Here is a 17,536-nt window from a genome sequence, read left to right as displayed (position 1 = left end):
TTCCTTTTCGCTTGCGATGGCCCGACGCTCATACCGCGAACGGGAATGTTTCCGGAAGTTCTCCGGCTTCCCACGCCTCGCTGGTGTCGAGCGGCTTGAGAGCAAATGTCTCATCGAAATGTACCACCGCATCAAATTGGTCCGGTAGCCGCGCTTGGAAATAGTGACTCTGCCGCTCGGTTTCGGGACGGTAGATCACACCGATCGCGCGCTCGAGCCGAGGCACGCCCAGTTGCCGCATCACCACATCGCTGTCGTCCATGATCAGTAGGAATCGATCGCGCCCTGTAGCATGGAACAGCGCCTCGTAGCTGCCGGCGAGCGCTGGCCGGACGCGCTTGCGCTCGGCCGAACTGCCCCAATCGGAAGCGGCCGTTACCGTGCCACGATGCGTAGTAAAGCCGATCAGAACCGCGTCGTCGGCATATTTGTCGCGTATGAGCTGGCCGACATTCAGTTCGCCGCGCCGGCCCATTTCCGTCGCGCGGGCATCGCCGAGATGCGAATTGTGCTCCCAGACAGCAATTTTGGCGCGAGCGGCTTTTCGATCAAGGTAGCTGACCAGGGCGTCGAGCGTTTCAGCCATATGTCGGTCGCGCAAATTCCATGATGACACCGCCTCGAGGAACACCGAGCGGTAATAAGTCTCGGCGTTCTTCACCAGGCGAGCATTCTGTTCGGCATAGAAGAGATCATCATCCACGGCGCCGCCACGGCGCATACGGTCGGCCGTCCGGCGCTGCAACTCGAGCAACTGGTTGACAACCTCCTCCTCGCACGATTTGGAAAGGTTCAGGCGCGTCATCAGGCCGTAGGCTTGGGTATCCTCGCCGACATGATCGAAGCAGGCGTAACGTTCGCGCGCCTGGATCGCCGCCCCGGGATCGACCTTCTCCAGATAGCGGAGCACCGCTTTCATCGATGCGTGCAGGCTGTAGAGATCGAGCCCGTAGAAACCGACCTTTTCGACACCCGGCGGAAGCCCATCATTGTGTGCCCGAAGCCACTCAATGAACTCGACCACCACCGCGTTACGCCACATCCAGGTCGGGAAACGACGAAAATCGGCGAGCGCGTCTACCGCATCGACGTCTTCGCCAGCGCCGCGCACATAGCGATTGAGACGATAAGCGTCAGGCCAATCTGCCTCCACTGCGACCGCCGTGAATTTCCTTTCTCTGATGAGCCGCTTCGTGATTTCGGCCCGCTCGCGGTAGAACTCGTGGGTACCGTGAGACGCTTCACCGAGCAGAGCAAAGCGCGCCTCACCGATCCGCCCGATCAGCGGATCATAGCCGCGCACGGATCCGACCAGCGGATACGCAGTCTCGCGCAAGGCATTGACGAGCACATCATCTGCTGCGGGAGAAAGTGCGGCTTCAGCGTCGGCCTTGCTTTGGCTCGCCAACAGCTCGCGCACCTCATCGTCTGTCGTCTGTGAAAACTCCTGATACCAACGACCCACCGCCTGGAATGGCTGCGGCGTGATTGCGCAAATGACTTCGTCGGCCCTTCTCTTCATTTCTTCGCAGGTATCGGGCGATGCCGTCGGGACCGCAACGACAATGCGCTTAGGCCCCTGCTGCCGTAACGCTTCGATCGCGGCATGCATGGTGGCACCCGTCGCCAACCCGTCGTCAACCAGGATCACCGTGCGGCCCCGCACGTCGGGCTGCGGACGGCCGTCACGGTAGAGGCGCTCGCGCCGTGCCAGCTCCTGCCGTTCGCGCGCCGCAACGGCATCGATCATAGACGCGGGAATGCCGAGGCCTTCGACGATTTCGTTGTTGAGCACGCGCACGCCACCTGTCGCGACCGCGCCCATCGCCAGCTCCTCATAGCCGGGGACGCCGAGCTTGCGAACCACAAAGACGTCCAGAGGAGCGTTGAGCGTGCGGGCTATCTCATAGGCGACGGGCACGCCGCCGCGCGGCAGCGCCAGCACGAGCACGTCCGGGCGATTGGAGTAGCCTGCAATTTTCTCAGCGAGGCGTCTGCCCGCATCTCGACGATCGAGAAACAGTCCTGGCATCATATCTCCTCCCTTGGCTGCGCCGCCGTTCGGCGCTGGCTTTTCGAATGAAGCTCGCCGCGCAGGCGGTCGGCCGCCAGTCGCTCCAAGGCAGAGGCCAGCAGCGGTGCAATGGCGACCGTTCGCAGTTCAGGCCAGTTCTCCTCGTGCACGTCCACCGAACCCGTCACCAATACCTCGCGAACGGCTGGAAGGCTCAGTTTCTCACGCGCATTCACGAGTCCTCTTCCACGAGCGAATCCTGAACTGGACGTGAGTAACGTTAAACCGATTTCGGCCACCTTGATGGTCGTCAACTCCGGAAACCTGTTCTCGCAACGAGACCGGCGAGATCGTCGGTGGCGTTTCAATCCTGCAAAATGTCGATCGGAAGAAGCGGGCCGAACGGGGGCTGCCGAAAGCGAAGCGCGGCTGCAGGCCGCCGTCGATCAAGCGCTGTTGGAACAAGGGAGTTGGGCCAGCAATTATCACAACCTTCGTCGCGTCGTTGACGGGTTGACGCCAGTCAAGGTCTATGGCCGGGCGGGGGCGCCAGCCTGCTGCATTGAACGAACTCCGGTGTCGAGAGTTGGGAGCGGAACATGTCACAGACAGTTGCCGACATTCTGGTAAGTGCCCTCGAACAGATCGGCGTTCGGCACATCTTCGGACTGATCGGCGACTCGCTCAATCCGCTTGCCGATGTGGTCCGACGCAGCAAGATCGAGTGGGTCGGCGTCCGCCACGAGGAAGGCGCGGCGCAGGCCGCCGCCGGTCAGGCCAAGATCACGGGCACGCTCGCAGTGTGTGCCGGAACCACTGGACCTGGCAGTAATCATCTGGTCGCTGGTCTTTATGAAGCCGCCCGCGATCATGCGCCAGTGCTGGCCTTGTCTGGCGACATGCCGCGCAGGCTTCATGGCACCGATTACATCCAGACCACCGAACCGGATCTCTTGTTTCGTGACGTGTCGCTCTACACCGAAACCATCTCGACCGCAGCGCAGGCACCGGCGGTCATCCATCAGGCGATAGCAGCCGCTTACGCCGGCCCGGGCGTCGCACATCTGACGCTTCCGCAGGACGTGATCGCAGCGAAAGCACAAGGCAGCGTTCCCAGCATTTCAACCTTGATGCCGCGGTCCGAAGTCACCGCCAGCGAGGCAAGCATCGCCGAACTAGCCCGGCGGATTGAACAGGCGGACAAGATAGTGATGATGTGCGGCGCCGGCTGCCGCGGCTCGGTTGACTTGTTGTGCTCTCTCTCGGATCGGCTCAAGGCTCCGCTGATCCATACAGTCAAGGGCAAAGACCTCCTGCCCTACGACGACCCCCGCTGGATGGGCGGTCTCGGCATGATCGGGACGCGGGCCGTCTACAATGCCGTGATGCGTTGTGACCTGCTGCTGATGATCGGCACTGATTATCCCTATTCCAACTTCCTTCCCACCAAGAGCACGGTGATTCAGATCGATGATCGACCACAGGTGCTAGGTCGGCGCGTTCTGACCGCGCTCGGCATTGCCGGATCGGTCCGGCCGACGCTGAAACAATTACTCGGCCGGGTTGCCCAGAAGACCGATACCGAATTCTGGGACGAGGTCACCGACGAGCGCAGGAAATGGGACGCCATGCTCAACAAGCAAGCGGATATCAAGCGGAGCGACCATCAGATCCATCCACAGGCGGTAGCCCGGGCGGTTAGCGATCTCGCCCGTTCCGACGCGATATTCGTCCTGGATACCGGCCTAAATACGCTATGGTCCGCCAATTGGATCCGTCAGACCGGGACGCAGCGGATCATCGGATCCTTCAACAATGCGGCGGTGGGAACGGCCCTCGGCCAAGCCAATGGCATACAGGCGTTGAATCGCTCCCGCCAGGTGATCGCGCTGACCGGCGATGGCGGGTTCAATATGCTGATGGGCGAATTTCTGACAGCAGTGCATCACAACCTGCCGGTTAAGGTCATCATCTACAACAATTCGTCGCTCGGACTGATCACGCTGGAGGCCGAAAGCGTCGGACTGGTGCCATTTCGCGAAGCCATCGACTTTCCAAACCCGGATTTCGCAGCATTAGCCCGTGCGTGCGGTGGCCACGGATACATGGCCAAACGCCCGTGGGAATTGATGGCAGCGGTAGTCGAAGCTTTCTCAATCGATGGCCCGGCAATTGTTGACGCAACCGTCATTTCAAATGAAATGCCCAATTTACCGCACGTCGATTTGGAGATGATCGGGCATTTCGGGCTGGCCAAGATCAAGGAAGCCGTTCTCGCCGTAACCGGGGGATAGCGAGAACAGGTCCGCCCGGGCGTACCGGAACCACCCGCAGCCGGCGGCTACGCTTGGCCCTCCCGCCCGAAAATTGACGATCGTCATGGTCCGTCCAGGAATCTGGGCGCAGGGTCTACCAGGCATCGCGGAACGGCTACGAAGAGGCGCAGATGTTCCCGATCAGGAATACTGTCCCGACCCGTTACCCGCCGGTGATCACGTGGGTGCTGATCGCCACCAACTGTATCGCGTTCCTGTTCGAGATCAGCCTGAGCCCCTACGAGCTTGAGCAGCTGCTGTATCAATTCGCGCTTGTCCCTGCGCGTTATTCCGAGATTCTTGCGTCCGATGAGATCGACCGGGTCATCGACGAAGTCCTGCCGCTCCTCACCATGATGTTCCTGCACGGCGGGTGGCTGCACCTCATCCTGAACATGTGGACGCTATGGCTGTTCGGTCCGACGATCGAAGATCGGCTGGGCCATAGCCGCTATTTGGCATTCTATCTTGCCTGCGGCGTTGCGGCTTCCGTCGCGCATATCTTCTTCAACCCGGTCTCGATCGTACCGGCATTGGGCGCCTCGGGAGCGATCGCCGGTGTCCTCGGGAGCTACATGCGCCTGTTTCCCCTCGCCCGGGTGGTCGTGGTGGTCCCGATCCTGTTCATCCCGCTGTTCTTCGAAGTCTATGCCTTCTTCTATGTCGGGTTCTGGTTCCTCATGCAGGTCTTGCAGGGAATGCTGGACCTGGCGGTAACGCCCACGCGCGCGGACGTCGCGTGGTGGGCCCATATCGGCGGGTTTGTGGCAGGCTTCGCACTTGTCCCCCTCATCGTCCAGTCCGAACGGCGTTACCGGGCCTACTATCGGGACGAAGGCGTGCTCGGCTTCGATCCTGAAGGGCGGATGTGAGGTACTATTCGTGGAGGCTTCCATGTCGATCGGTGATCTCTTCTGGATCTTCTTCATGTTCTCGGCCATCCAGCCGCTGTTGCGTCAGCGCATGCTCGAGGCGATGCGCGTGCGCAAGATCTCGCAATTGGAGGCCCGGCGAAAATCGCGGGTGATCCTGCTGGTACACCGGCAGGAAACCATGCGGCTACTGGGTTTCCCGATCGCCCGCTACATCGACATCAACGATTCGGAGGAGGTTCTGCGCGCCATTCAGATGACAGACGAAAATGTGCCCCTCGACCTCGTGCTGCACACGCCGGGAGGGCTCGTGTTGGCAGCGCTGCAGATCGCCAGGGCGATCCGCGAGCACAAGGCGAAAGTCACGGTCTTCGTGCCGCACTACGCCATGTCCGGCGGTACGCTGATCGCGCTGGCGGCCGACGATATCGTGATGAGCAGCCATGCCGTGCTCGGTCCGATCGATCCGCAGCTCGGACAGTCGCCGGCAGTCTCGCTGATCAAGGTTGTCGAGGAGAAGCCGCTCGCCAAGATTGAAGATCAAACGCTGATAATGGCCGACGTCGGTCGCAAGGCAATTGCGCAAGTCAAACAGTCGGCAAGCGAGCTGCTGGAGCGGCGGCTGCCCGCCGAACAAGCCGCCAAGCTGGCGGAACAGCTCGCATCCGGTGCCTGGACGCATGACTATCCGATCTGGGCGTCGACCGCGAAGCGGCTGGGCCTCCCCGTGAACACTGACATGCCTGACAGCGTTTTCGAGCTCCTGAAACTGTATCCGCAACCCGTCCGCATGCAAAACAGCGGCGGCGTGGAATATCTGCCGGTGCGGCGAAGTCTGCCGGACGGAGGGGATTCTGTGGAGGTGGACTGACGTACAGCGGGTCCGCCTCAGATCGCTGCCAAACTAGCATGGCATGCCGACGCGGTCATTAATGGGTCGTCTCGTCAACGCGCCCACCGACTACCTGCGCAGCGCTTGCGTGAGCGGATGCGACCCCATCCAATACGAACTGAACCGAGAAAGCCGCGAGCAATATCCCGAGCAGTCGGGAAAGCACGGCATTTCCAGTGTTGCCCAGTGTTTCACGATCGGCACGGCCAGAGCGAAGCAAATCACGCAGGTCAGGCACACGAGCAGAATGACGACAACCAGTCTCGATGTCGTGCCTGCGGCGCTGGACAACAATAGCGTGGTGGCAATTGCGCTCGGTCCGGCCATCAGCGGAATAGCCAACGGAAAGACGGCGATATCCAAAACACGCTCGGCCGGGGCGCCGAGCACGCCGCGCGGACCAGCGGTTCGCGCTGAATAACGTCCTCGGACTTCTCGGGTTCTTCGCCGTCGAGCGGCTGTACTCTAACCATGATCTCCTTCTCCTGACGTTGCATGCAAGATAAGTCTGACTATCTCGGCGGCCTGAGCTCGCTGCTAAGCCAACCTACCGCATCACTCCTGAGCGGATCGATGGGGATTGAAAGTGTCGTGGACTGGCCGCACGTCGAGCAAGCAAAGGTGAGTTCTTGATAACCGAGCGAGCCTGGCGCGGCCCTGCCCGCGGCCATAGCGCGTCCACACTTCGGGCATGCGGGTCTCTTGATTGTGGCAAACTCTTTGAGTGTATCAGATGGAGCCAGGAACATTGGTTTCGCCGGCGCGAGCCGCCCTCCTTTTTATTTGTGCTGCGAGCACGTGTATGACTGAACCGCGCAGCCTACGCACTTGTACAATATCGGCCGCACGCAGGATGCGCTACGTCGTATTTTTACGTAGCAATCAACTTACGACCGGTCCATCCAGCTGGTCGAATAACTGGCCAGTGATGACTGGCTGACGCGGCCGATACGATCTCGACGACAGTCAATGCGGGCGCGACGATACTGGCACGGGTGTGTCGATTCGCCTGACCGACAATCAGCGGCCGCGATCCTGGACCAATGGTGGAAATGTGCCGCCAAAGGAAGAAATAGTGTTGAAGCGCTCACCCTTTGAAGCGAGCAACGAATTTCGCGAAGGCCGTGAGCTGATCGGCAACCACCTTCCTGGTCGGACCGTCCTTCAGTTCCAGCGTATGCGGATCAAATTTGGTCTGGGCTAGTCCAACGAATACTTCCGGTGTCCCAAACACGAAGGCGCTGAGATAGGTAAGCGCCATTCGCAGATGATACTGCATTCGCGCGCCGCCCAGCGGACCGCCGGTGGCGGACTGAATGGCGACTGGCTTCTCCCTGAAGGGCTGGTTTTCCAGGCGTGACACCCAATCCAGCGCGTTCTTCAGGCCTCCGGGAATAGTCCAGTTGTATTCGGGCGAGACGATGATTATGCCATCGGCTTTCCTGATGGCTTCAGCGAAGGTCGTCACTTCACTTGGAAAGCCGACGGCCTGAACGTCCGCATTGTACAGGGGCATGCCGCCGTACGGCGGCGCCTCGGAAAGATGAAGATTCGAAGGCGCAAGCTTAGGCAGCGCCCGCATCAGCGCGGTATTGTACGAGCCCTTGCGCAGGCTGCCACTGATCGTCACCACGTTGAGTACCATTGACTACCCCTTTTGCTTGCATGAGACGCTGAAACACCTCACCTCAAGCGGCGATATTTTTCTTTGACGATTGCCCGTTTTCGCCATCGGCAGCAGCAAAAAAAGGTTATTCGAGGAACCAGAACGGCAGGATGGCATTGCCGGTGGGCCCGTTCAGCGTTCCGGCTCCGCCTCGGCTTGCGCAGTTGGACGTGTCGCCGGGCGCTGCGGCTCGGCGCGATCCTCCGCAGGGCACGTCTCCCGGGCGAGGTTCAAGGCGCAACAGATCAAACCCACATGGCTGTAGGCTTGCGGAAAATTGCCCAGCATGCGGCCGGCGAACGGATCGTATTCCTCGGCGAGCAGTCCCACGTCATTACGACGCGAAAGGAGACGGTCGAACAGCTTGCGGGCCTCCAAACAGCGGCCCTGCAGAATGTAATTGTCAGCCAGCCAAAAACTGCACGCCAGAAACGCTCCTTCTCCCGGAGGCAGGCCGTCACCGGGATTTGCGCGTTCATACCGCAGAACAAACTCGTCCTGGACCAGCAATCTTTTTTCGATGGCCCGCACCGTATTCCTCATGCGCGGATCAGTTGCAGGCAGAAAGCCCACCAGCGGCATCAGCAGCAGACCAGCGTCGAGTCGTTTCGAGCCATAAGCCTGCACGAAACTTTCGATATCGCGGTCGAAGCCGCGGTCGCACACGTCGGCGTGGATCTCGTCGGCGACCGCTCGCCAATGTCGAGATGCCTCGATTGATCCTTCGGCGGCGAACTGATGCGCGGCACGATCGAACGCAACCCAGGCCATGACCTTCGAATGGACGAAGTGCTGTCGCTCGCCGCGTACCTCCCAAATGCCTTGATCAGGCTCGCGCCAAGCGCTGGCGAGATATCTCAGCATGATGGGCTGCAGGGCGCGGCCACGTTCGGTTAGACCTATCCCGCCTTTCCCGGCGTGGAACATGGCATCGGCGACCTCGCCAAGAACGTCCAGCTGGAGTTGTTGGTAGGCGGCGTTTCCGATGCGCACCGGCGGCGATCTGTCATAGCCGGCGAGCCACGGAATGGTCAGCTCCGGCAACCAGCGCTCGCCCCCCACTCCGTACACGATCTGCACCTGCTCCGGACTACCGGCGATAGTGCGAAGGAGCCAGTCTCGCCATGTCCGCGCCTCGTCGTAGTATCCGAGATGCATCAGGGCCAGCAGGGAGAAGGTCGCGTCGCGCAACCAGCAAAAGCGATAGTCCCAATTCCTGATTCCACCAATAAGCTCCGGCAGAGAGGTCGTGGGAGCGGCGATAATCCCGCCGGTCGGGGCGTAGGTCAGAGCCTTCAATGTAATGAGCGAACGTTTGACCGCTTCCGTCCAGGGACCGACCTCGGGACACCGATCACTCCATCCACGCCAGAATGCTTCCGTGCGCTTCAGCGCATCGAAGGCATCAATCGCCAGCGGAGGATCTTGAAACGACGCCCCGTAGGAGAGGATGAACGGGACTGACTGGCCAGCCTCGACCGTAGGTTCGCCAACCGTTTTCAGATCCTCGCCGTGAAGCGCGGCTGTCGTACGCAGGACCAGACGCTCCGGACCGGCGATCGCACTAATGCTGCCGTCAGCGAGCCGGTTGACCCACGGCACCGTCGCCCCGTAGTTGAAGCGCACCACAAATTCGGAGTGAAACTCGACTCGCCCCTGTCGACCGAAGGATGCGCACAAGATCGGCGCGGTCTCCCGGTGTCATGAAATCGATAAGCGTCGCACTGCCACTCTTCGTTCGAAATTCCGTTTCGAGGACCAAAGTGCCTGCGCGGTAGCGCCGCAGGGTCTCGATCGGCTTATCCTTCGGTGCAATGAGCCACCGTCCATTTTCTGCTTCGCCAAGCAGAGCGGCAAAGCACGCAGCCGAATCGAATCTCGGCCAGCACAGCCAATCGATCGAACCGTTGCGCCCGACCATGGCTGCTGTCTTGCAGTCACCGATCATCGCATAGTTCTCGATTTTGAGCGCCATACACACCTCTCGGCCTGGGCTCGCTGCCCGCGCTACCGCTCTCAGATATGATCCATAAATTCCCTTCGTCGAAGCACAGCCTCGTCGAAACTGCCGGTGCTCACATCCCTTGATAAGCGATCAGTAAGCGGATTCCACCGTATCGCGGTCAACACAGGATCCCTCGCCACAACCGCTCGGCGGCCGTTTCCGCGAGCGCACCGCCGTCAGAGCTTCCGCCAGCTTCGACCATCGCGTTTCAAAAGTTCAAACGCGCCCGGAGGGCCCCCGCTCCCCGCAGGATAGAATTCCACCCCCTTGCTGCCCACTCGTTTCCAGGCGTCGAGGAGCGGTTGAACCGCCCGCCAGCCGGCCTCCACGCCGTCGGCGCGTTGAAACAGAATGTTGTCGCCGATCATGCAATCGTAAATCAAGGTCTCATATCCCGTCTCAGGCTCCGACTTGAAGTAGTCCTTGTAGAGAAACTTCATTTGGACGCCGTCGATCCTGATCACTGGCCCCGGCACCTTGGTGTTGAACTGCAGCGTGATGCCTTCGCTCGGCTCGACGCCGATGACGAGATAGTTCTCAGCCAGTTGCTCGACGGGCGTGCATCGAAACATCGCAAACGGCGTTTCGCGGAATTTGATCGCCACTTCCGTGCGCTTCATAGCGAGCGCCTTGCCGGTTCGCAGGTAGAAGGGGACCCCGGCCCAGCGCCAGTTGTCAATGTTCAGTTTCATCGCAACGTAAGTCTCCGTAGCACTGTCCGGCCTGACGTCCGGGGTATCTCGGTAACCCGGAATCTCGGTGTCGCCGATTTTCCCGGCAGTGTACTGGCCGCGCACGGAGTTTTTCAGCGCTTCCTCTTCGCTCTGGGACTGGATCGCCGACAGCACCCCGTCCTTTTCCGAACGCACGTTATGGGCATCGAAATGTCTCGGCGGCTCCATAGCGATCAGCGATAACAGCTGAAAGAGATGGTTCGGCACCATGTCGCGCAGCGCGCCGGTCGTGTCATAAAAGCTACCGCGATGGCCAACGCCAAGCTGCTCATCCACGATGATCTGCACGTGATCGATGTGATGGCGGTTCCAGATCGGCTCGAACATTCCGTTGGCGAAGCGCAGCACCAGGATGTTCTGGACGGTCTCTTTGCCAAGGTAATGATCGATTCGGTAGATCTGGTGTTCGCCGAGGATGTTCAATAATTCCGCATTCAGCGCGCGCGCCGACGCCAGATCGGTTCCAAACGGCTTTTCGATCACGAGCCGCCGCCAGGCGCCGGGCTCCTCCTTCAACAAGCCGAGACGGCCGAGTTGGCGCACGATCGGCGCGAAGGCATCAGGCGGCGTCGCCAAATAGAAAAGCCGATTGCCCCAGATGTCGTGCGCGGCTTCCAACCGTTCAAGCTGATGCTTGAGACGATCGTATGAAGGGCCGTCGCCGGGATCGGCCTCGACAGAGGTGATGCATTCCAGAAGGCGTTTCGCGACCGTGTCTTCGACGGGGCGGGTTGCGAACTGATGCAGGCCCTTCATTAGGCTTTCGCGCAGCGCTTCGTTCGACATGCCGCAGCGCGCGACGCCGACGATGCAGAATCTTTCCGGCAACAGTTCGGCTGCCGCAAGATTGTAAAGCGAAGGGATCACCAGCCGGTTGGTCAGGTCTCCCGTGACACCGAAGATGATAAGGGCGCAGGATTGCGGCTTCTGGTGGGGCTGGAAGTTTCTCACAAGCGGCTGACCGTGGGGCTAACGATATCACGTCGCCCTCTGCGCAACACCAATTATCCGCCCCAGGCTTATCAGGCCTGCTGAGCAGGTTCGATTTCAACGCAGTCATCCTGCTCGGCCGCATAGACAGGAGCGTGTTCAGCGCGAGTCCCGACCTTGTTTGCCACCCGGGTGGCGGGCAATTGAAGCACCCGAGCATGCTGTCCTTCCGACAGGAGATTCGCAAGAACGATGGTGCCGTCGGGAAACAGCAGGGCATCGTGGTGCTGCTGCGACGTTTTCGGTTTGATCACGCAGAATTGGGCGACACGGGAGCCCACGCTCTTGGTCAACAACCAGTTGCGATTGTATCTCACGTCCTGCTCGAATGCGAGCTCGGTGCCGGGCAGCAGACAAACGGCGACGGTGGGTTCGTCTTTGGCGGCAAAGCCGCGGGTCGATGTGCCGCGAAAGCTGCTCGACACCAAACTCTCTCCCACCTTTGCGGGGCGTGACGTAACGGCATGTAGGCTGTAGTCGCACATGGATTTTCTCCGCTGGGTTCCTTGACCCGACCATGCTGCCGCAAACCGCCGAGCTAGCCCTTGATCGCCGTCAAGATATCCGTGGCTTGTTTGAAATCGCGAGACGGCGGGGACGGTGGCTTTCATGATCGCATTCGAACAGTTACTCAAAGCCGCGGCAGCAGCGCGATGTCCGGACGGGATCGTATCCAGTCCACCGCTGCCGACCTTGGCAATGGTTAACTTCGCAAGTCGTGGCCGTGATACATCTCGGCATCGCCGCTGTTCACTGCTGTGATGGGACTGCAAGCGCGTTTGCGGTTTCGCGCGCGTCTTGACTGGCGCGTTGTTCACTCTTGTCTCGCACTTGGCCGTTGGCAAGCGCAATGTGTAGCTCCGCCCCGACGACGGCACCCTCACCGATCGCAGCACCCACGCGCTTGACCGACCCGGATCGCACGTCGCCGGCGGCGAATACACCGCCTACGCTGGTCTCGAGCAGCAACGGACGGCTAGCGCCAGCCTTCGAGCGGACGGTGGAGGGAGCGTCCCATCCAGTTAGCACAAAATTCTTGCTGTCCAACGCGATCCCAGCGTCCTTAAGCCAAGCCGTTGCCGGCTCCGCGCCGATGAAGAGGAAGAGGTGGCGGATCGGCTTCTCGGTTTCCTCGCCGGTTGAGCTGTTGCGCCAGCGTACGCGCTCCAATTGCCCTTCCCGGCTGCCATAAAGCGCGACGACCTCGGTGTGAGTCAGCACCTCGATATTATCGAGATTCGCGATGCGGTCGATCAGGTAGCGCGACATGCTGTCTGTGAGGCTTGGTCCACGGACCAGCATCCAGATTTTTTTTGCGAAGTTGCGCAGGAATACGGCAGCTTGACCCGCTGAATTTCCGCCACCGACCAGGACGATCTCCTCGCCCCGGCACAGACGTGCCTCGATCGGCGAAGCCCAATACCAAACGCCGCGTCCCTCGAAACTCGGCAGATTCGGCGCGTTCAGGCGGCGGTAGCGGGCGCCGCTCGCAACCACCACTGTCGAGGCCCTCACACGCCGCCTATCATCCAGGTGCAGCGTGAACGGCGATTCGCTCGAATCCAGTCGCGATATGCCCGCAGGGATCACCATCCGCGCGCCAAATTTCTGCGCCTGGACGTATGCGCGGCCGGTGAGCGCTTGGCCGGATATGCCGGCGGGAAAACCGAGATAGTTCTCGATCCGCGCGCTGGCCCCGGCTTGCCCGCCAAAGGCACGGGCGTCGAAGACGACGACCGACAAGCCCTCTGATGCGGCGTAGACCGCCGTCGAAAGGCCCGCCGGGCCAGCGCCAACGACTGCGACATCATAGGTTCGGCTCTCGTCGTCGATCGGCACCATTCCAAGCGCGCGCGCCATCTCTGCTTCGCTCGGATTTTTCAGGATTGTTCCTTTCGGACAGACCGCAAGCGGCAGGTCTGCCGGATTCGGGGCATATTGCTGGACAAGCTTCGCCGCATCGGGGTCCCTTGCTGGATCGAGCAACTGATGTGGATACGCATTGCGGGCGAGAAAGCCTTGCAGGCGCACAACGTCAGGGTTCGATTCGGGGCCGATTAGGACCGGACCACCGGCGCCGGCCTCGACCAGCGCAACACGGCGGAGGATCAAAGCCTGCATGATCCGTTCGCCGAGTTCGGGCTCCCCAATCATCAACGCACGTAGATTCTCCGGTGGGATCAAGAGCGCTTGGACATCGTCGATGGCGTGAACATCGACAAAGGCGGGCTGGCCTGACAATTGTCCCACTTCAGCGACGAATTCACCGGGTCCCTGCTCCACAATCGGCGCGCAATGGCCTAGCGGATCGCGCCTGGCGACGCGCACCGAGCCCTTGATCAGCACGCACATGCCCGGCGCGACTTCTCCGGTTACGAACAGTGCTTCGCCGGCTTGGTAGCACCGCACCGTGCCGAAGCGACGAAGCCGATCGATTTCATGCGGCGCAAGCTTGGGAAACATCTGCTCGCGGCGGCTATCAATCGTCGGCATCTGCAATCTCGCTGTCGGGGCAAGGTGCCAGGTGTTCCTAGTGCGCCATCAGCAGCGGGATAGGCGCTTCATGCAACAGGCTGTAGGTCACTCCGCCGAGCAGCCGCTCTCGCAGGCGCATATGACTATATCCGCCCATGACGATCAGGTTCGCCCTCCGGCGCTCGGCCTCAGCCATCAATTGCGGCCCGACTTCGCTTGAGCGGCATTTGATGCGATGCAGGCTAGCCTCGATTCCATGATGCCGAAGATGATTGACGGCATCGATCCCCATCGCCGCTTCCTCCTCGGTAGGCCTTTCGCTGGTCGCAACGATGACCGACACTCTTTCCGCCTTGTGCAGAAACGGCATCGCTTCGGCAAGCGCACGAGCCGCCTCTCGGCTCCCGTTCCAAGCGACCATAATGCGGTCGAAGGCGATCTTCGGCCGCTCCGTCTCGGGAACGAGATATACGTTCCTGCCCGAGCCGAACAGCACGCCTTCGACGAGCTGCTCCGGATCCATCGCGCCATTGGGACGAAGCGCCACGAAGGTGTCGGCGGAGCGCGCCTCTCGCGCGGCAATTTTGGCAACGTCATCAGACAAGACATCGAACCGCCGGATCTCGACCATCCGATCCAGCATTCGCAGCCGCTTGGCTAGTGCCTCCTCCACCGCATTGCCAGTTTCGCGAGCATGCTCGACGATTGCGGTGACGGGGTCGCCCTCGATCGGCCCCGGCAATGGCAAAACGTTGAGATACAACCCAATGACCACGCGGGTCTCGAGCCGCCGAGTCATATCGGCGACGGCTGCCAGGCGTATTTCGTCGGAAGCGCCGCCGTCCAGCCACACCATTACATCCCTGATCATCGCTCTCTCCTTGCTCGACGACAGGCGTCGCGATGTTTGGCTGCTCTGTCGCTCGCGTGCAGCTACAGCAGCAGGTTGAAAATACGAAAACACTTTCGCCAGTGAACGCCCGATGGGTTCTTTAGCCCGGAATCGATGATGTTGAACGTGCGCGCGAGCGCGATGCTCAGACCACCCACGATCTCCGGTAGGCGAGCCTCGACATCTTCACCGTAAGCAAGGTCAAGCGGCGGGTGTGTGGCGAGGCGGTCGAGGATTGGCCTCAGCTCGATCTCTTCGTCGAGTCTCACGAATTCGTGGATGCATTCCTGCAATCCCTTCGTGATCGGCAGGTCGAATGGCTCCAGCATCACGCGGCCGTTCGCCTTGGCGACCGCCTGGGCCCGCAGCAGGAGATCATAAAGCTTTTGGTTGATGAAATCGCTGTAGCGCTTGACGTCCTGCTTGTCGACATCGAGGCTGGCTACGATCCGAAAAAATCGCTCGAATCTCGCCATGCTCATAACATGGCTGGCGCGCGGCTGGTTCGATTGCCCGGCGGCGATCATCATAGGCAGCGGTCTCCTCGCCCCATGATACCGTGCGCAGGCCGCCCCCCCTTGACGGTCGTCAGTTTCGCGCGATTTTCTCGCACGGACATGAAATTGATCTTTGTCACGGAGCAATTCCTTGAAGTTGCGAATCTTTGTTGCGTGGTGTGGACTTCAGCGCGGGTCACCGCCGTACCGGCTAGGTCTTTTTCAGGCCGCCGCATCGAATGGTCATGCCGTCGTTGACGCGCTCGCGGGCGCGCCAACCGGCAACGTGCGGAGTTCCCTCGGGCTGTTACTACGTGCAGCGCGCATGTGCAGCCCTGATCGTGAGCGCGTCGAAGCTTGCCGCGCCAAGCCCGAAGACGCAACTGTCGATGCAAGGCCAAGGTCACGCCTGGACTCCCGGCATCCACACCGCAGGCAGGTGGAGGCATGGCGTCAGGTCACGAGAGCCGCGGACCAAACTGACGGGTTGATTTTCAATCAGCTCTGGCGTGCCGGGCGCATTTCGCGTCCGGCGCTGTAGAAATATGCTTCCCGTCTACCGACGACCTAGCGACCTCCTTAAGTTAGCCGCGCCCAGTTCCAGCGCCCGGTGCTCCTCGACGGACATCTCCGGCTCGAAAATCCGAAGCACTCCCTCGCGCCCGACGACGCTTGGAAGTGAGAGAGTGACGCGAAACTTGTCATTATAGCTGCCGATCGGAATCACTGCTCGTTCATCGCGAAGAACAATTTCCGCGATCCGCGACGCAACGATACCAATGCCAAACTGGCTCGCATCGTTGCCTTCGATGATAGAGATATTTGCGTAACGAACATCTGCCTCGATCTGCCTGCGCAAACTGTGAGGCACTCGGCCACGAATTCCGACGAGCTCGCCGACCGGGACGCCGGCGATCCGGGCGGTTGACCAGAGGAATACCTGCGAGATCCCATGTTCGCCGACCACCTGCGCCTCTACCTGATTGGCATCGATGCCGAAATGCGCCGCCAGATGAACGCGGAAACGCAAGGTATCCAAAAACGTACCGGTACTTAGCACCCGATCATGGCTTGCGCTTGCGCGCGCGATATCGGCAAGCGGATCCGGCGGATCGGTCACGACCAATATTACGGCGCGAGGCGCGGCGTGCACGATGCGTGGTACGATCTCTTGATAGATTTCAGCATTCTTGTCGAGCAACCGCAACCTGCCCTGGGGAGCGCTGCGGTCGGTGGCGCCGCCCGCCTTTTCATTGATGCCGGCAGCAATCATAACCAGCTGAGCATCGGCAAGCTCTTCATAGTCGCCATCAACAATGGTGGTCTTTGGGCATAGTGGCGCTCCATAACGAAGATCGGTAGCGACCGCCCTCGCCCGCTTAGGCGTTCGGTCCACGATCACAATTGTCCGGGCACTCCCCCGTACCACCATGGCAAGAGCACAGCAGCACCCTACCTTGCCTGCTCCAACGATTCCGACTTGCATGATGAACCTGCGTTCCAAAGACCGTCAACCGATGCCCCAACACGAGTGCATTATTTGTCGATCGCGTGAACGCCGGTTCGCAACGTTCGTTAGCGTTCGAGGACTTAACAATCGAGACCATCAAAATGTCTGAGCAGGCATCATGCGGATGCAATCTCCGCATGCTTACGGAACAAAACCGGACAGGCCGGCCTAGGCGGAGGCGGGCGGGCCGGATAGTATCGCAGGAGCGATGCATATTTTTCCGAGCCGCATAGAAACTTCCCTCGCTGCTGGCTTCGCAAGGAGCATGAACTCCGCAACGGCTTCAAGCATTGACCATCGTCAATGAACAGGTCCTCTCACGAGCGCCTCGAATGTCAGTCGGCGCAGGCTCGATGTGTCTTCCGTCGACAGTGATGTCGATCGGCTTGGGCGCGTTCGGTCGCAATCCCACAGCCTGTGATGAACAAGCATATAGTCCCAGCCCCTCAGCCCCTCCTGCTCGCCGAATAATACGGACGATTGATGGCTATCAAGGCATCTAGGAAGTAACTGCCTTTAGTTTTCGCTACGCATGTTGGGGCTCGGCCCCATCCTGTCGTCCGGCAGGCGCCCGATCGGGTTGGCGAGATTGGACGCATCGAGATGAGGCCTCTGCATTCGATCACCATCGCCCTGACCGGCAGCTTGGGCTCGCTCAGGACGTCGTCAAGGTC

The 17,536-nt window shown here is 60.5% G+C and carries 12 protein-coding genes and 2 pseudogenes; 3 read left to right on the top strand and 11 right to left on the bottom strand.

What is annotated here, in order from left to right; all coding sequences use genetic code 11:
- Positions 1 to 28: 28 nt before the first annotated feature.
- Both BRAGE_RS0110090 and BRAGE_RS54400 read right to left on the bottom strand, forming a co-directional pair.
- On the bottom strand, positions 29 to 2,035 hold the full coding sequence (locus BRAGE_RS0110090) for an erythromycin esterase family protein (RefSeq protein ID WP_027563656.1): 2,007 nt from the start codon (positions 2,033 to 2,035) through the stop codon (positions 29 to 31).
- A complete protein-coding gene (locus BRAGE_RS54400) occupies positions 2,032 to 2,328 on the bottom strand; it encodes a hypothetical protein (protein WP_141263324.1) in 297 nt (98 codons plus the stop codon). Before BRAGE_RS54400 ends, BRAGE_RS0110090 begins: the two co-directional genes overlap by 4 nt.
- A 285-nt stretch (positions 2,329 to 2,613) precedes the next feature.
- On the opposite strand from BRAGE_RS54400, the gene BRAGE_RS0110080 reads away from it, so the two are divergent.
- The 3 genes from BRAGE_RS0110080 to BRAGE_RS0110070 all read left to right on the top strand — a co-directional run bounded on the left by BRAGE_RS0110080 (position 2,614) and on the right by BRAGE_RS0110070 (position 6,072).
- Positions 2,614 to 4,308, top strand: coding sequence for a thiamine pyrophosphate-dependent enzyme (locus BRAGE_RS0110080; RefSeq protein ID WP_027563654.1), 1,695 nt, complete (start codon positions 2,614 to 2,616; stop codon positions 4,306 to 4,308).
- Positions 4,309 to 4,460: 152 nt separating this feature from the next.
- Complete coding sequence (locus BRAGE_RS0110075; RefSeq protein WP_027563653.1) at positions 4,461 to 5,201, top strand: rhomboid family intramembrane serine protease; 741 nt, start codon at positions 4,461 to 4,463, stop codon at positions 5,199 to 5,201.
- A 22-nt stretch (positions 5,202 to 5,223) separates the two neighbouring features.
- Positions 5,224 to 6,072, top strand: coding sequence for an SDH family Clp fold serine proteinase (locus tag BRAGE_RS0110070; protein WP_027563652.1), 849 nt, complete (start codon positions 5,224 to 5,226; stop codon positions 6,070 to 6,072).
- A gap of 58 nt (positions 6,073 to 6,130) precedes the next feature.
- Here BRAGE_RS0110070 and BRAGE_RS52630 read toward each other — a convergent pair.
- The 9 genes and pseudogenes from BRAGE_RS52630 to BRAGE_RS0110025 form a co-directional block, all read right to left on the bottom strand.
- Positions 6,131 to 6,420, bottom strand: a pseudogene (locus tag BRAGE_RS52630) (MarC family protein).
- 760 nt (positions 6,421 to 7,180) lie between these two features.
- Positions 7,181 to 7,738, bottom strand: coding sequence for an NADPH-dependent FMN reductase (locus BRAGE_RS0110060; protein ID WP_027563650.1), 558 nt, complete (start codon positions 7,736 to 7,738; stop codon positions 7,181 to 7,183).
- Between the two features lie 153 nt (positions 7,739 to 7,891).
- Positions 7,892 to 9,734 (bottom strand): annotated as a pseudogene (locus BRAGE_RS48250) (glycoside hydrolase family 15 protein).
- Between the two features lie 206 nt (positions 9,735 to 9,940).
- Positions 9,941 to 11,449: a glucose-6-phosphate dehydrogenase gene (gene zwf, locus BRAGE_RS0110050; protein ID WP_027563649.1), complete on the bottom strand. Its 1,509-nt coding sequence runs from the start codon at positions 11,447 to 11,449 to the stop codon at positions 9,941 to 9,943.
- 71 nt (positions 11,450 to 11,520) lie between these two features.
- Positions 11,521 to 11,973, bottom strand: coding sequence for a hypothetical protein (locus BRAGE_RS48245; protein ID WP_051377778.1), 453 nt, complete (start codon positions 11,971 to 11,973; stop codon positions 11,521 to 11,523).
- Positions 11,974 to 12,238: 265 nt separating this feature from the next.
- The gene (locus BRAGE_RS48240) at positions 12,239 to 13,981 is read right to left on the bottom strand and encodes an FAD-dependent oxidoreductase (protein WP_051377776.1); all 1,743 of its coding nucleotides are present in this window, start codon (positions 13,979 to 13,981) and stop codon (positions 12,239 to 12,241) included.
- 37 nt (positions 13,982 to 14,018) lie between these two features.
- Positions 14,019 to 14,834: a universal stress protein gene (locus tag BRAGE_RS0110035; protein WP_027563648.1), complete on the bottom strand. Its 816-nt coding sequence runs from the start codon at positions 14,832 to 14,834 to the stop codon at positions 14,019 to 14,021.
- Between the two features lie 62 nt (positions 14,835 to 14,896).
- The gene (locus tag BRAGE_RS0110030; protein ID WP_231164064.1) at positions 14,897 to 15,385 is read right to left on the bottom strand and encodes a DUF1931 family protein; all 489 of its coding nucleotides are present in this window, start codon (positions 15,383 to 15,385) and stop codon (positions 14,897 to 14,899) included.
- Positions 15,386 to 15,908: 523 nt separating this feature from the next.
- Positions 15,909 to 16,838 (bottom strand): lactate/malate family dehydrogenase, encoded by a 930-nt coding sequence (locus BRAGE_RS0110025; RefSeq protein WP_027563646.1) that lies wholly within the window; start codon positions 16,836 to 16,838, stop codon positions 15,909 to 15,911.
- Positions 16,839 to 17,536: the final 698 nt, after the last annotated feature.

The organism is Bradyrhizobium genosp. SA-4 str. CB756, from assembly GCF_000473125.1.
GTDB lineage: Bacteria > Pseudomonadota > Alphaproteobacteria > Rhizobiales > Xanthobacteraceae > Bradyrhizobium > Bradyrhizobium arachidis.
The sequence above is the reverse complement of the archived record's forward strand: the minus strand, read 5'-3'. Positions and strand labels throughout refer to the sequence as shown.

Bases quoted from the DNA above. Each gene is read 5' to 3' on its own strand.
- BRAGE_RS0110030 (WP_231164064.1), bottom strand. From the start codon at position 15,385: ATGATGATCGCCGCCGGGCAATCGAACCAGCCGCGCGCCAGCCATGTT.
- BRAGE_RS0110080 (WP_027563654.1), top strand. From the start codon at position 2,614: ATGTCACAGACAGTTGCCGACATTCTGGTAAGTGCCCTCGAACAGATC.
- BRAGE_RS0110035 (WP_027563648.1), bottom strand. From the start codon at position 14,834: ATGATCAGGGATGTAATGGTGTGGCTGGACGGCGGCGCTTCCGACGAA.
- BRAGE_RS48240 (WP_051377776.1), bottom strand. From the start codon at position 13,981: ATGCCGACGATTGATAGCCGCCGCGAGCAGATGTTTCCCAAGCTTGCG.
- BRAGE_RS48245 (WP_051377778.1), bottom strand. From the start codon at position 11,973: ATGTGCGACTACAGCCTACATGCCGTTACGTCACGCCCCGCAAAGGTG.
- BRAGE_RS0110025 (WP_027563646.1), bottom strand. From the start codon at position 16,838: ATGCAAGTCGGAATCGTTGGAGCAGGCAAGGTAGGGTGCTGCTGTGCT.
- BRAGE_RS0110090 (WP_027563656.1), bottom strand. From the start codon at position 2,035: ATGATGCCAGGACTGTTTCTCGATCGTCGAGATGCGGGCAGACGCCTC.
- BRAGE_RS0110070 (WP_027563652.1), top strand. From the start codon at position 5,224: ATGTCGATCGGTGATCTCTTCTGGATCTTCTTCATGTTCTCGGCCATC.
- BRAGE_RS0110060 (WP_027563650.1), bottom strand. From the start codon at position 7,738: ATGGTACTCAACGTGGTGACGATCAGTGGCAGCCTGCGCAAGGGCTCG.
- BRAGE_RS0110075 (WP_027563653.1), top strand. From the start codon at position 4,461: ATGTTCCCGATCAGGAATACTGTCCCGACCCGTTACCCGCCGGTGATC.